A 15524-nucleotide genomic window follows, 5' to 3' on the forward strand; every position below is an offset into this window, starting at 1 on the left:
TGGTTATCCTGCCCCAGTGCTACAGTGGCATTAATGCCCGTTGGCACTTGGGGCATACTGCATGAATTGTCATTTGACAGTCAAGCAGATGAAATCCTTCTTTTTGAGCAGTTTTTGCACCAATTTTTAAAATCGAATCATTTTTAAACTCAATGGTGCTGTTGCACCGAACACAAATTAAATGATGGTGATGGTGTGGGTACGGCTGATTAATTTCGTAATGTTTATGGCCTTCCCCTAATTCTAATTCCCGTAAAATTCCCATCCGTGCCATCAGCTTCAATGTCCGATAGATGGTTGAGAGACTGATACCTTCACCATCGGTTTCTAAGCGATGATACAGATCCTCCGCACTGAGGTGTTCACCTTGCGGAAGTTCTTGAAAAATGTGTAGAATTACTTCGCGCTGGGGTGTTAAACGCCAGCCTCTTTCATTTAATTCTGCTTTGAGTGAAGTAGTTGTGTAGACTGTCATACTAATTTTTCTCAACAAAGCCTATTAGTTGAGAATATAACAAATGTTGTGAGCAATTTGCAACAACTAAAGCTTATTGACAATATTTATTAAATGCTCAAACATTGTGAACCAAACTCTTAGGGCAATTCTAGATTAGCGATCGCCATCCTCAAACTACCTTGAGAAGTAGGGAAACAAAGGGTCAGTTTCTCTAGCTGCAAAAGATTATTTATAAGCTTGAGAAAGATTCTAGCCGAAGAGATCAAAGCAATTTTCTCCAGAAAAATAAGTCCAAAGTCAACAATCTATAGTTAGAATTTTGTTTGCTATTGACCATTGACCCTTGACTATTAACTGACTGACTATTAACTAACTCAGAGACTCTAAATAGTCACGGATCAGGTTACGGCGCTTGGGTTGGCGGAGCTTTTGCAAAGCTTTTGATTCAATTTGGCGTACCCGTTCCCGTGATAAATCAAGGGCGCGGCCAATTTCGGCCAAAGAATAAGGATGACCATCAGCTAAACCAAACCGCATCAGAATTACATCTCGTTCGCGGGTAGTTAAATCAGCCAACAGATTTTGCAAGTCTTTTTGTAAAGATTCTCGCATTAACATTTCTTCTGGAGTCACGCTATCGGTTTCCAGCAATTCTCCTAACTCTGTATCTTTGTCTTTACCAACTTTGGTTTCTAAAGAAACAGAACGAGGAACTCTGAGCAACACTTCTCTGACTTGAGATGGTGTCATTTCTAATTCAATTGCCAAGTCTTCTAAGGTAGGAGTCCGACCTTTTTCTTGAGCAATTTTGCGTTGCGCTTTTTTAATTTTGTTTAATTTTTCTGTAATATGAACCGGGAGGCGAATTGTGCGACTAGAAGTAGCGATCGCTCTTGTAATCCCTTGACGAATCCACCAGTAAGCGTAAGTACTAAAGCGATAACCTTTAGTTGGATCAAATTTTTCTACGGCTCTTTCTAAACCAAGAGTTCCTTCTTGAACTAAATCCAATAATTCCAAACCACGATTTTGGTATTTCTTCGCAACAGAAACCACAAGACGCAGGTTCGCCTTGATCATGTGTTCTTTGGATTGCAGTCCTTGAGACTGAATTTGCTCCAATTCTTCTACTGTAATCTTGGCAATTTCAGCCCAACGGCGTTTGCCTTCTGACAAAGTTGGCTTGAGATCTGACAACTGCACACCAGCAGTAGCAGCCCATCTTTCTAAAGATGGACGGTGGCCGAGTTCAGATGCTAAACGTTCTTGAACTTCAATTAATCGCAGATAGGGCGCAACTACAGCATCTCCTTGCTTGGCGGCATTAGCAAGTACTGTCCGCATCCGTAGGTAGCGCTGAACTTTTTGAGCTTCTGAAACTTCTTCATCACGCCCCAACAACCGGACTCGTCCAATTTCCTGAAGATATAGACGTACCAGGTCTGTGCTGCGGCGGTTAGTATTTGCACCAAAACTAGCAGGGTCAACAGAAACTATCTCCAAGTCTTGGAGATCTTCGACCGACAAATCACCGTCGTCAACCGTGAGATCTGGGTCTAAAACCTGGCGGGACTTTTGGGAATTGTAGGCGGCATCCGGGTAAAAAGATGTTGCTGGCATATCGTCTCAATGGCTCCAGGTAACAATAGATTACGGTGAGTCAGCGCTGTAGAAGGGTTTCCCCAATCTAGGCGACTGCGTTCCCCGAATGGGTTCTGGAAATAGAACCCGAAGGGTCAGCTAATCAAAATCAACTGTTGCTATTGTTCCCGTGATTCAAGATGAAATAACACGGTAGAGGATTCCAATACAATTTTTTTTCAAAAACTGCACTAGTGTTTCCAACATTAAATGCCGAAATCCTTCAGCAGCTGAACATTTGATTGAACCAATAGCTATTCAAATCTACAGATAGGCTTTAATTTCTGAGCTACCTAGTCAGTATTTCAACTTAATAAGTGATAAATGTTACTTTTCTAACTGGTATAAACATCTTTGAGTAAAGTTATGTTTAACATCTGGTTAGTCATATCTACATGGCTCTAAAAGTAATTTCCTGACGATTTAGTATTTTCTGTTTCAGGATTGTTGAGAAGTGGAGGTAAAAAGAAAAGCCAATAAAGTATGAAATTTCATACTTCTAGCGGTAGCGGGGCGTTCAGCCCGTACTGAGTAAAAATACTAGCCAATATTTCATACTGGGCTATTAAATAAGTTTCGTTGGGACTTTCTTCTGGCTTTTAACCATTGACAAATGACCTATGACAAATGACTAATATCAGTGATACTCTGGCTTGATGTTCCGCAACATGAGTTCATCAAGTGCTTGTTGAGGCGTAACTTCACTCTGAAGTAAGCGATAAACTTGTTCAGTGATGGGCATATAGATATTTTGTTGCTGGGCTAATTGCATCAAAACTTGGCAAGTATTGACTCCCTCGGCAGTTCCTGGCAAATTAGCAAGAATATTTGTCAGGGTTTTACCACAAGCCATTTGATAGCCGACTTGGTAGTTACGACTTAAAGGACTATTGCAAGTGGCTAACAAATCTCCCAGACCTGACAAACCATAAAAAGTTTCCGTTTTCGCACCTAAAAAATTGCCGATGCGAACCATTTCTGTAAGTCCACGGGTAACTAAGGCAGCTTTGGCGTTGGTTCCCAATTGTAAGCCATCACACACACCAGCTGCGATCGCCATCACATTCTTCAGTGTTCCCCCTAATTCCACACCCAGGGGATCGGGATTGGTATAAACTCGGAAACGCGGTGAAGAAAATACCAGTTGCACTTTTTCGGCCGCAGTGGAGATGTTGCTGGCTACTACGGTTGCAGCTGGTAATAATTTTTGAATTTCTGCTGATAAATTCGGGCCTGATAAAACAACCACTGGATGATTAGGAAATGCGGCTTGCCAAATTTGCGTCGGCGTAGCAGTGGTTTGTGGTTCTAACCCTTTGGTTGCTGTGACAAAAATTGTTTCTGGTAAAAGGGGGCAAGATTGTACTTGTGAGGCTACAGTTCTTACCCCTTTCATGGAAATAGCAGATAGCACGATTTGAGCATCTTGAACAACAGCTTGGAGCGTTTCTGTTCCTTGACGCGACCATAGTCGCACCTTATGACCATTGGCTGCTGCTAGATTTGCTAAAGCTGCACCCCAAGCACCTGCACCCAAAATTGCAATGGTAGTTTCTTGCACCACTTTCAACAGTTCTCAGTTATCAGTTATCAAGTCTACTCCCTGTTTACTGATGACTGATAACTGATTTATCAGCACTCAGCACTTTTCTGGGATAGCGTTCCATTAACTCTCGAACTTGTTCAGCATGATATGAACTTCTGGTTAAGGGAGAAGAAACAACTTGTAAAAATCCTAGTTCTTCACCAAATACTTGCCAAGCAGCAAATTGTTCTGGGGTAACAAACGCATCAACTTGCAAATGTTTTTGACTGGGTTGGAGATATTGTCCAATTGTCAAAATGTCACAATCGACGGCGCGTAAGTCTTGCATGACTTGGCGGATTTCGCTATCGGTTTCGCCCAAGCCCACCATGATGCCAGATTTAGTGTATGCCCAAGGTGCAATTTGCCGCGATCGCTGCAATAATTCGAGAGTGCGATCGTATTTTCCTTGGGGACGCACCCGACGATAAAGCCGTGGAACCGTTTCTGTATTATGGTTGAGTACTTCTGGATTAGCTTGGAGAATTATTTCCAAAGCATTCCAGTTACCACACAAATCAGGAATTAATACCTCAATTGTGGTGTGAGGTGAGACACTACGCACCGCACTAATGCACTCCACAAACTGATAAGCGCCGCCATCTGGTAAATCATCTCGGTTGACAGAAGTAATTACGACATGATTCAGCCTCATACGGCGAACTGCTTCTGCTAATCTAGCTGGTTCTGTGGGGTCTAAAGGTTTTGGCTTTTTCTCAAAATCAATATCACAGTAAGGGCAAGCACGGGTACAAGCTGGCCCCATAATCAAAAAAGTGGCAGTACCTGCATTGAAGCACTCACCAATATTCGGACAGGACGCTTCCTCACAAACCGTATTGAGTGCTAAATCCCGCAAAATTTCTTTAACGTTACCGACGCGCTCCCATTGAGGCGCTTTTACTCGCAACCAGTCTGGCTTTTGGTTAACAGTCACAATCCACTTTTACCACTGAAAGTTATACAAATCTAATCGTAGCAAGCAATCTATATATATAGTTGTCATTGCTCATTTTGTTTTTCTGCCTCATACAGTTCAATATCTGCTGATTTTCTAGTTTCTCTGTCTACTCGCTTTTTCAAGACATTTGTGGTATCATAATAAAAATATTTACTATTTTTTAGCGGGATGTAGCGCAGCTTGGTAGCGCACTTCGTTCGGGACGAAGGGGCCGCTGGTTCGAATCCAGTCATCCCGACATAGGTTTTGAGCTTAAGCAATTATTCTGGGTGGGCTGAAGAATTCATCTCCGGCTTAGGGAACTTTTTATTTGTTATTCTGTCTAAAAAGGTCAATTGCTTTCTTGGCAAGCCCATTTAAATTATCGATACTTCTCACCTTGAGTTGAGATATCCTTCAAAAGATATATTGACTTAAGGTAAATAGTTTTGAAATATTATTTTTGTCATTGTATAGATAAGATAATAAGTATACTTTTTCTCGTTGTATACTCATTGTCATTTTTTGCCTTTTTGTCCAGTCAAAAATGTGAATTTCGTTGTATCTCAACATGTGTATCTTAAGTAATTGAGAACATACGAAACTTTTTAGTCAATAAATTACTTAACTGCTAGTTGATGTATTTATTACTTTAATATGCCATTGAACATTTATAATTCAGTAGATGAATTAACTACAGAGAGTAAGACTATATGACTATATTATATTACTTCACAATTACTTTATAAAGTCAGCTATTTTTAAAACAAAGGATGAAGATATCACTTTTACGTAACAGTAATTTCCACAAGGTGTTATAAATTAATTTTAGTATAAACAATTAAAAATCAGTGATTATACTAGAAGAATGCTTACAAAATTAAGTTCATCTGAAAATGTTAGTGTAGTAGCCTCAAGAGAACAAATTTGTTCAGAATTACAAGGAGAAGTGGTCATACTTGATATTAAATCTGGTGCTTATTATGGACTGAATCAAGTAGGGGCTAGTATATGGAATTTCATTCAATCACCTAAGACTATCAAAGAAATTCAAGATGCTATCTTAGCAGAATATGAAGTAGAAGCAGAGGTATGTAAACTTGATATTTCGGATTTGCTAGAAGACTTAGCAGCGAAAGGATTGATAGAAATTAAGAATGAAACGTCTGCTTAAAATACTGCAACTAACCAACAGCGATCGCCAATTTTTATTAAGTACGTTCATGTTACTGGGATTAGTGCGGCTAGGAATGCGGTTACTATCCTTTAATACTTTAAGAAAACTCATAAATCAGCACAGTCAGCCAAACTCCAGTCTAAAACCAGTTTCTTTAAATAAAATTGTTTGGGCGATCAACATTAGCACGCGTTACACCCCTGGTGGAGCTAAATGCCTAGCGAGGGCTTTAACTTGCCAAATATTAATGACTCGCTATGGTTATTCACCTGAATTACGTATCGGAGTCGTTAAAGGCAAAGCTGGAAACTTAGAAGCTCATGCTTGGATTGAAACTCAAGGACAAGTAGTCATCGGCTATCTTCCTGATCTCTCACGCTTTACTCCATTGCCGTCTTTTGCAGGGATATAAATCATGAGTGGCATAGTTGGCATTTACAATCTAGATAGTCAGTCAGTTGAGCCACAAAAGCTGGCTGTGATGGTAGATGCGATCGCTCATCGGGGGCCTGATGGTGCAGATGTATGGTGTTCTGGCGCAATTGGTCTAGGTCATCGGATGCTGTGGAGTACTCCAGAATCGCTCCTAGAGAAATTACCTTTAGTTGATCGCAATGGCGAGTTAGTCATTACAGCAGATATCCGTATAGATAACCGAGATGAACTAATATCTGCATTATCCATTGATAATTGCCCACCCGAAAAAATCACAGATAGCCAGTTAGTACTGGCGGCTTATGCAAAATGGGGTGAGCAATGTCCAAACAAATTACTGGGTGATTTTGCATTTGTGATCTGGGATCAACAGAAGCAGACATTATTCTGTGCCAGAGATCATTTTGGCATCAAACCCTTATATTATTACTATCAACCTGGAGAAAAATTTTACTTTGCTTCTGAGATAAAAGCGCTTTTGTGTTTACCAGAAGTGACGAAAGTGGTGAACGAAGTTGCGATCGCCAACCATTTACACCCATTTACAGAAGATAAATCTATTACTGCCTATAAAAATATCTATAGATTACCTCCGGCTCACACAATGACAGTGGGTTACATGGGTGGATTACAATCTCACGCCTACTGGTCTTTAAAAGTGGGTCAAGAGTTAAGACTAAACTCAGATGCAGAATATGCAGCAGCTTTCCGAGAGGTGTTTACTGAAGCAGTTCGTTGTCGCTTACGCAGTGCATTTCCTGTTAGTTGTCACTTGAGTGGTGGCTTAGACTCCTCTTCCATTGCTTGTGTAGCCAGAGATATATTGCAAGAAAAAGGCGCACAACTGCACACTTTCTCGAATATTTTTGCAGATGTTCCAGAATGTGATGAACGTCAATATATTAACCCTGTATTAAATCAGGGTGGATTTATCCCCCATTATGTCCACGCCGATCAATCAGGACCTCTATCGGAATGGCAGGACTACTATAAATACATGGAAGAACCCTTTATTGGGCCTAGCCATTTTCTGGTATGGGGATTAAATCGGGCTGCTCAACAAGCAGGTATTCGCATTTCTTTAGATGGTTTTGATGGTGATACAACAGTATCTCACGGGGTAACATATTTCGCCGAGTTAGCACGTCAAGGAAAGTGGGAGACGTTTATCCAAGAAGCTGAGGCAATATCTCAACACTTTGATACCTCGTTGGCAGCCATTTTCTACAAATATGCAATTACCTATTTACAGGAGTTAGTCAAACAGAGAAAAATGCTCACTTTTGTGCGAACTGCGTTGCAAATCAGTCAGCATTTTCGAGTTTCGAGGCGGAAATTGTTCGTCACTTACGGAATTAAACCCTTGGTTCCTCAATATATCTTGAAGATTTGGCGATCGCTCCGCGGTCACAAACAAAATCAACCTCAAGTCATTTCTTTAATCAACCCTCACTTCGCCAAACAAGTCGGGATAAATCCTCTAACACCATCTCATGATCAAGACCAAAATCCAGCTATTACAGTGAGAGAGGAACAATGTCGTACCTTAAACTCTGCCTTGTTTACCACAGTTCTGGAATTAGGAGACCTATGTTCTGCTGCATTTTCTCTAGAGTCACGTCATCCATTTATGGATAAACGTTTGATTGAATTTTGCCTATCTTTACCACCAGAACAAAAGCTCAATCAAGGATGGTATCGCCTAGTGATGCGGAGAGGTTTAGAAGGTATTCTTCCCCAAGAAGTACAGTGGCGTGGTGGCAAAACCAACATGACACCCAACTTCCAGCGTGGGTTATTGCATTTTGATCGGCATCTGTTAGATGAAGTAATTACCAATGATGCCAATAATCTTCAAGAATTTGTGGATCTCAACACGCTCCGCAGATACTACGACAATCTTATATCTACAACAGAGGATGCAAATGATGATTCTACAATTCCAGTTTGGAAAGCTTTAACACTCGCTCTTTGGCTGAACCATAACCAAATAAACCATAAGTCGGACTAGGGGTAGCGCATTTTTAGCCTGCTCCTACCTAGGCTGAATTGGTGAATAATATCTCAAAGCCAACATCTAGTCCAGTTACAAATCAACAAAAACAACAGGAGACTTAACAATGAAAAAAGCTTACGAAGCTCCTCAACTCACAAACTACGGTAGTGTGCAAAATATTACCAATGCTTTTGGTCACTCAGGTGGAAGAGATACCTTCCTAATTGGAAGTAATCCTACTCCTATTCCTGGTTCAACTATTGGACTCAGTGGTTCCCAAAATGGGGTACTCATTCCCAATCGCTAAGACAAAGAACGATGAAACAATACCAATTTGGTAATTTGTCATACTCGCTCTTTGACTAAATCATAACCAAAACAAACCATAAGTCTGACTAGGGGCAGTGCATTTTTAGCCTGCTCCTACCTAGACTAAATTGGGCAGGATCTCCAAGCCAATATTGATAGCAAAGTACTGAGTATCAAGCCATTAGCTATCAGGCTTTGAGTAATCAATATTGACCTACCCTAAATGACTACGGCTATATATTCCAGCAAAAGATAAACGAAGCAAGCAAGAGACAGAAAATATGAAAAAAGCTTACGAAGCTCCTCAAATAATGAACTACGGTAATGTTCAAGATGTTACCCATGCTTTTGGCGACGATGCTACGGCGGATACTATCTTCATTGGAAATAATCCTACTCCGATTCCTGGCTCAGTCCTAGGACTAGATGGTTGTCTAAATGGAATACTCATTCCCGTAGGTAGCAATCGAGGAAGATGAATACTTAAAATTCGCTCTTTGGCTGAATTCTACATAAAACAAACCATAAGTCTGACTAGGGGCAGTGCGGCTTTAGCCTGCTCCTACCTAGACTGATTTGGTGAATGTCTCAAAGCCAACATCTAGTTTAGTAAGAAATAAACAAAACCAACAGGAGACCCAAACAATGAAAAAAGCTTACGAAGCTCCCAAATTAACAAACTACGGTAGTGTTGAAAACGTTACCCATGCTTTTGGTGCAACAGATAATGCAGATACTTTCCAAATCGGAAATAATCCTACTCCGATTCCTGGCTCAGTCCTAGGGCTAGATGGTTCCCAAAGTGGAGTACTTATTCCCCAATAAGAGTTCTAGACAAGTTATGAGTGTAATGGTACTAACTGGTTTTACCATTACACCCAAATATACTCTAGAACTAAGATAAACTTCAGTATTCCTAGAAAATAGAGCTTTTTAGGACTACTGGAAAACTTAAATCAGATGTTTGGAAACATCAGGAAAACTATTTCCTGATGGCTTCCTTTATTACAGATTGTCAGAAATTTGTCAATATAACAGCGTTAGTAAAATTGAGTTTTGCATAACCAAAAATAGTTTTTTAGTAGTCATCCAGCAATATTATTAGATGTACGTTTACACAGCATACAACTTAGGCATTCACTCCGAATTACCCTTACCTGAACTCATCCCCAGTGACAAACCAGCGGATGTAGTTATCCGCTTGGGTAAGCTAAATGAACCACAACAAAAGCGTAGTGATGGTGGTAACTACCTATTAGCGAGAATTGCTGAATTCGGTATGGTGTTGGTGAAAGACGGTAAAGAAATTGTCATTGACCCCAACCCAGGTGTTGATGAGGATATGATCCGGACTTTTCTGGTGGGTGTGATTATTTGTGTATTGCTAAGACAGAGGGGCTTGCTTGTCCTTCATGCTAGTAGTGTAGTCATCAATGGTAATGCTGTGGCCTTTATGGCTGACTCTGGTTTTGGTAAGTCAACTTTAGCAGAATGTTTTCACGCTCACGGCTACAGCATTTTGACAGATGATGTTTTGGCAATTCAAGTTGGTGAAAAACAATCGCTAGTAATTCCTGGGTTTCCGCAAATTAAGCTTTGGCCAGATGCGGTGGCTTCTTTTGGCCATGTACCAGAAAGCTTACCTTTACTAAATTCCCAAACTGTGAAGCGTGTTCATCGATTGCAAGACGGCTTCTTTCAACAATCTGTACCTCTGAAAAAAATTTATGTTTTAGGTTGGGGAACTCACGCAGAAATAGTTCCTTTAGAAGCAAAACAAAGCTTTGGAGAATTAGTCCGACACTCTAGAGAAATGCAAGCTTTGACTGCGCCAGAATTTCTCAAAGAACATTTTAGGCAATGTATGAGTGTAGTTCAACAAGTGCCGATTTATAGTTTACGGCGGCAACGTTCGTTAGCGGCACTGCCTGAGTTGGTGAAGTTAGTAGAAAATGACCTTGTTCAAGGGAACCTATCTGCCGTTACAATCTAAAGTCTAAGAAATTAGAGTTGACATTTGCACATTCTTTACTGCGATCGCCATTTTAAATATGCAACTAGGCAAAAAAATTCGAGATAAGCTACAAAATACTCTGCGACTTTTGCCTGCATTGCGTTTAGTATGGCAAAGTAGCCCTGGTTGGACGATCGCCCGTGTAGTCTTACTGACTATTCAAGGTATCTTACCAGTAATCTCAATTTATCTCTCGAAACTCATTATTGATGCAGTAGCTGCCAACCTGAGCCTAGCAGACAAAGCAGCAGCATTTCGTAATGTTTTAGTCTTAATTGCGATCGCTGGTGGAGTGACTTTATTAACCACTCTGGCTAACTCCTTAACAGAACTAGTCACCACTGCCCATTCTCAACGGGTAACTGACTATATGCAAGGAATTATTAACGCTAAATCTATTGAGGCTGACCTAGAGTATTACGAAAATTCTTTATACTACGATACCTTACAAAGAGCGCAACAAGAAGCACCTTATCGACCACCGCAAATTCTCAATCGTTTAGCACAGATTGGGCAAAATAGTATTTCTTTAGTAGCAATGATTGGTTTGTTACTAACACTCCATTGGGGCATTTTGGGTGTTTTATTTGTGGCTGCATTACCAGCAATGTTAGTGCGCGTCAAATATAGCCGTATTATGTATGATTGGCAGCGCAAATGGACACCGATGCAACGTCAAAGTTTTTATTTAGCTTGGATGCTGACATCAGACCAATTTGCTAAAGAAATTCGCTTATTTGATTTAGGTCACTACTTTAGTAATTGGTATCTCCGCATCCGCAGACAAATCTATAAAGAAAGCCTGAAAATTTTCACCCGCCGCTTTATAGCTAACTTTGCAGCAGAGGCGATCGCTGGAATTATCATATTTGCTATTTATGCTTTAATTATTTATCAAGCTATCAACGGAGTTCTGCGTTTAGGTGATTTGGTGCTTTATTATCAAGCACTACAACGAGGACAGAACGATATTAAAAGTTTATTAGCTAACGTTTCGGCGCTGTACGAAGATAATTTATTTTTAGGTAATCTCTACGAGTTTCTTGACCTTAAACCCAGATTAATTGATCCGGTAAATGCCAAACCAATACCGCGACCAATGCAGACAGGTATTGTGTTTCATGATGTGAGTTTTCAATACTCTACTACAACCCGTCAAGCACTGCATAATATCAATTTGAACATCAAACCGGGAGAAGTAGTAGCACTAGTTGGTGAAAATGGTTCGGGAAAAACAACTTTAATTAAATTGCTATGTCGCTTGTATGATCCAACCGCTGGTAGCATCACTATTGATGGTATCGATATTAGAGACTATAAAATTGCTGAATTACGCCGCGACATTAGCGTGATTTTTCAAGACTACGCTAAATATAATTTTACAGCCCAGGAAAATATTTGGTTAGCTAACATTGAATTGCCCGCTAATCGAGAAAGTATTATGACTGCAGCGCGGCGTTCTGGTGCAGATGATGTGATTACTAAATTACCCAAAGGGTATGACACAATTTTGGGTAAATTATTTGATCAAGGAGAAGAATTAAGTATTGGTCAATGGCAAAAAATAGCCTTAGCGCGGGCATTTTTAAGAGATTCTCAGTTGATAGTTTTAGATGAACCTACTAGTGCAATGGATCCGAAAGCGGAATATGAAGTGTTTGAAAAATTCCGTCAATTGATCCAAAATCAAGCAGCAATTTTAATTAGCCATCGTTTATCTACAGTTAAGATGGCCGATCGCATTTATGTCATGGAAAACGGCACAATTATGGAAAGTGGCACTCACGATGAACTAATCAAGTTGGGTAGTCGTTATGCCTATTTATATGAAACCCAAGCCAAGCAATATCGTTAGTGATAGTGCTTTAAAGCCCTGTGGGTATGGCTGCGCTTAGAGAGGTAGCGGGGCGTTCAGCCCGTGCTGAGTTAAAAGTGTTAGTTTTCCATCAAAATCAACCGTAAGGGGTCTAAACGCACATACCAAGGGTAAGGTTGGTCTTTAATCTGTACCCATTTTTCTTTGAACACCTCCGCTTGTAGATGATAGTCTTGGGGATTATTCGGAGAAGTGTGTAGTTTTAAGAATAAAGTCATGCGATGAGGCGTTTCACTTGTTCGCACTAGCCAACAGGGAAAGGTATTAACTTGAGTTGAATCAGGGGAAAAGATTAGTTGATGAGCGCGAAGACCAACGTGAGATAGTTCATCGGGAATTGGTTGGACAACTTCGAGGTGACAACCCCAATCCAGTGCTTGTATTTTTTGGGTTCCTTGAACGACAGCGCGAGAAAAATTCTTACAACCAGTTAATTGAGCAACACTCACACTAGCAGGATGCTCGAAAACATCATATTTAGAACCTTGATGTACGGCTTCACCATTTTCCAATACCAATAAATTTGGACAAACTCGGTAAGCTTCATCCATATTATGAGTCACAAACAAAGCGACACCTTGGTAATCGGCTAAAGTTGCAGTCATTTGCTGTTCTAATTGACTACGCAGATGAGTATCAAGGGCGGAAAATGGCTCATCTAAAAGTAAAGCTTCTGGTTGACTCGCCAAGGCTCTAGCTAAAGCCACCCGTTGTTGTTGACCGCCTGAAAGTTGATGGGGATAGCGATCGCCTAATCCTTGCAATTGCATCGCTATGAGTTGTTCTTCAATTTGTCCGCGCACACTTGACGCAGATAATCCTTGCGGTAAGCCAAAAGCGATATTTTCAGCCACCGTCATATTTGGGAATAGAGCATAATTTTGGACTAAAAAACCAATGCGGCGATCGCGGCTGGGTAGATTAATCCCCTTTTCGGAGTCAAACAAAACTCTACCATTCAAGACTATCCGCCCTCTAGTTGGCGTTTCAATTCCCGCAATGCAACGCAAAATCATACTTTTACCTGCGCCGGAACCGCCTAACAAGCCTAGTGGTTGCTCATCGCTACTGAAGAAAACTTGCAAATGAAAACTGGGCAATTTTTTTTCAATGTCTACAAACAGTCCTATTTCGGAAGTTGGTGCAGACGCAGAATAAGATTTAGTCAATCGTCTTTCTTGTTTTCTTGTTCCTACTTCCTTGCGTCTTCCTTGTTGTCTCAATTCCTGCCAAAAATTGACCGCAAAAATTCCCGATAATGAAATGATCATAATTGCGATCGCCCAAAACCAAGCTTCATCCATTGCGCCTGCTTCCACAGCAAAATAAATCGCCATTGGAATCGTCTGGGTTTGTCCGGGAATATTCCCAGCCAGCATTAAGGTTGCACCGAATTCGCCCAATGCACGGGCAAAAGCCAAGGTCGTCGCTGCTAAAATTCCCGGTAAGGCTAAAGGTAAACTAATTCGCCAAAAGATTGTTGATTCACTTGCGCCTAGGGTTCTCGCCACCCGTAACAAATTACCATCAATTTGTTCAAAAGCTCCTAGTGCAGTTTTATACATTAATGGGAAAGAGACAACAGTCGCGGCGATCGCTGCACCATACCAAGTAAAGACAATAGTTATATCAAAAGGCTCCATGAGTTTCCCCACAGGCCCATTTTTACCAAAAAATAACAACAACAAAAAACCGACAACTGTTGGTGGTAAAATCAACGGCGCAACAAAGATACTCTCAATTAAAGATTTCGCTTTACCGCGATAACTGAGCATCCAATAAGCCGCAGCTATCCCCACAAAAAAAGTAATAAATGTGGCTAATAATGAAGTTTTCAGAGATATCCAAAGAGGTGATAAATCCTGTGGCATAGTTTATCAAATATCTATCTTTTATCCAAGATGTATTTTTCTATCAACTTCCAGCTAAGACAAAACCCTGTTTTTTAAATACACTTTTAGCTTCATTATTACTAGATAAAAACTGCTCAAAATCTTGAGATACATCAATATTTTTACTACTTTTGAGTACTGCAATAGGATAGACAATCGGGGAATGACTGTTTTCTGGTGCAGTGGTTATTATTTTGACTTTTGCAGTACTTTTTGCATCGGAAAGGTAAACTAAACCAGCATCAACATTACCGGATTCTACATAGTTCAAAGCTTGACGTACATCTTTAGCGTAAACAAATTTACTTTTAATTTTGTCAGCAATTTTTAACGCAGTCAAAACTTGTTGAGCATATTGTCCCGCAGGTACACTCTTGGGTTCACCTAAAGCAACTTTCTTAATTTGAGGCGAAGTTAAATCTTGAAAATCTGATATCTTTGTAGAATTTTGTGGGGCAATTAATACTAGTTGATTTTGCAATAAATTCTTCTTAGTACCATCAACTAACAAACCCTTTTTATCCAGTGCATCTATTTGTTTAGTGGCGGCGGAGATGAAAACATCAACTTTTGCGCCTTGTTCGATTTGCTGCTGCAAAGCACCCGATGAACCAAAGTTGTAGGCTAGGTTAATGTTTGGTTTTGCCTGATTGTAAATTGGTTTGATTGCTTCGAGTGCATCTTTGAGACTAGCTGCGGCTGAAATAGTTAAAGTGGTTAGTTGGGGTGTTGGACTAGCACTTGTGGCTGAGTTAGGTGTATTTGCTTGATTACAACCAATAACTAATAGGCAAGCAAACAATAACCAACAACTAAAAGCTAAAATGCGTTTAGGACTCATTAGCAATCTTTCAATTCATCTGTTATTTACCAACTTAACACGAAAAAAGTTGGTAAATAACGTTGAATTACTGAAATATACAGAAATCTGAAATTTATTTACTGACAAACTAACAATCTTGATTATTGTAGTGGTGCGTGACCCTTTGCTGTAACACACACTACTAAATATTTACTGGATAAATAGGCTTTAACACTTAATTTTGGCTACTCACCTTTGTGAGTAAATCCTGACTTTTCTAGCCAATAAAAAGCCCCCGGTTTTTGCCAGGGGTATCTATCTCTATCAGCATCAACCTATTCCTACAACAATGAGAATCGCATTTGTTGGAATTTATTGCATCCGCACTCATGCGTTTTTT

General features: G+C 40.2%; 14 protein-coding genes and 1 tRNA gene. 9 read left to right on the plus strand and 6 right to left on the minus strand.

Annotation, left to right across the window (positions count from 1 at the left end):
- Positions 1-19: 19 nt before the first annotated feature.
- The 4 genes from AC504W_RS17660 to lipA form a co-directional block, all read right to left on the minus strand.
- The gene (locus tag AC504W_RS17660; RefSeq protein WP_015115240.1) at positions 20-475 is read right to left on the minus strand and encodes a Fur family transcriptional regulator; all 456 of its coding nucleotides are present in this window, start codon (positions 473-475) and stop codon (positions 20-22) included.
- A 351-nt stretch (positions 476-826) separates the two neighbouring features.
- Positions 827-2077 carry an RNA polymerase sigma factor SigC gene (gene sigC / locus AC504W_RS17665; protein ID WP_494873566.1) on the minus strand — a complete coding sequence of 417 codons (1251 nt, stop codon included), beginning with the start codon at positions 2075-2077 and terminating at the stop codon, positions 827-829.
- 658 nt (positions 2078-2735) lie between these two features.
- Complete coding sequence (locus AC504W_RS17670; protein WP_494878682.1) at positions 2736-3659, minus strand: NAD(P)H-dependent glycerol-3-phosphate dehydrogenase; 924 nt, start codon at positions 3657-3659, stop codon at positions 2736-2738.
- Positions 3660-3705: 46 nt separating this feature from the next.
- Positions 3706-4620, minus strand: a complete 915-nt coding sequence (lipA, locus tag AC504W_RS17675) for a lipoyl synthase (RefSeq protein ID WP_494873567.1) — start codon at positions 4618-4620, stop codon at positions 3706-3708.
- 188 nt (positions 4621-4808) lie between these two features.
- Between lipA and AC504W_RS17680 the strand changes: the two genes are divergently transcribed.
- The 9 genes from AC504W_RS17680 (at position 4809) to AC504W_RS17720 (ending at position 12409) form a co-directional block, all read left to right on the plus strand.
- A tRNA-Pro gene (locus tag AC504W_RS17680) sits at positions 4809-4882 on the plus strand.
- A 609-nt stretch (positions 4883-5491) separates the two neighbouring features.
- Complete coding sequence (locus AC504W_RS17685) at positions 5492-5797, plus strand: PqqD family peptide modification chaperone (protein WP_103125966.1); 306 nt, start codon at positions 5492-5494, stop codon at positions 5795-5797.
- Positions 5781-6212 (plus strand): lasso peptide biosynthesis B2 protein, encoded by a 432-nt coding sequence (locus tag AC504W_RS17690; RefSeq protein WP_494873568.1) that lies wholly within the window; start codon positions 5781-5783, stop codon positions 6210-6212. The genes AC504W_RS17685 and AC504W_RS17690 overlap by 17 nt, the downstream gene beginning before the upstream one ends.
- 3 nt (positions 6213-6215) lie before the next feature.
- Positions 6216-8246 (plus strand): lasso peptide isopeptide bond-forming cyclase, encoded by a 2031-nt coding sequence (locus AC504W_RS17695; RefSeq protein WP_494879375.1) that lies wholly within the window; start codon positions 6216-6218, stop codon positions 8244-8246.
- Positions 8247-8355: 109 nt separating this feature from the next.
- Positions 8356-8538, plus strand: a complete 183-nt coding sequence (locus AC504W_RS17700) for a lasso peptide (RefSeq protein ID WP_494873570.1) — start codon at positions 8356-8358, stop codon at positions 8536-8538.
- A 283-nt stretch (positions 8539-8821) separates the two neighbouring features.
- Complete coding sequence (locus AC504W_RS17705) at positions 8822-9019, plus strand: lasso peptide (RefSeq protein ID WP_494873571.1); 198 nt, start codon at positions 8822-8824, stop codon at positions 9017-9019.
- A gap of 166 nt (positions 9020-9185) precedes the next feature.
- Positions 9186-9365 (plus strand): lasso peptide, encoded by a 180-nt coding sequence (locus AC504W_RS17710; protein ID WP_494873572.1) that lies wholly within the window; start codon positions 9186-9188, stop codon positions 9363-9365.
- 280 nt (positions 9366-9645) lie between these two features.
- Entirely contained in the window at positions 9646-10533 is an 888-nt protein-coding gene (locus AC504W_RS17715) for a serine kinase (RefSeq protein WP_494873573.1), read from the plus strand.
- 58 nt (positions 10534-10591) lie between these two features.
- Entirely contained in the window at positions 10592-12409 is a 1818-nt protein-coding gene (locus AC504W_RS17720; RefSeq protein ID WP_494873574.1) for an ABC transporter ATP-binding protein, read from the plus strand.
- An 80-nt stretch (positions 12410-12489) separates the two neighbouring features.
- On the opposite strand, the gene modB is transcribed toward AC504W_RS17720, so the two are convergent.
- The gene (modB, locus tag AC504W_RS17725) at positions 12490-14301 is read right to left on the minus strand and encodes a molybdate ABC transporter permease subunit (RefSeq protein ID WP_494879377.1); all 1812 of its coding nucleotides are present in this window, start codon (positions 14299-14301) and stop codon (positions 12490-12492) included.
- A 43-nt stretch (positions 14302-14344) separates the two neighbouring features.
- Entirely contained in the window at positions 14345-15163 is an 819-nt protein-coding gene (gene modA, locus AC504W_RS17730) for a molybdate ABC transporter substrate-binding protein (protein WP_494873576.1), read from the minus strand.
- Between the last annotated feature and the right edge of the window lie 361 nt (positions 15164-15524).

The sequence above is a fragment of the Nostoc sp. C96 genome (genome assembly GCF_059384975.1).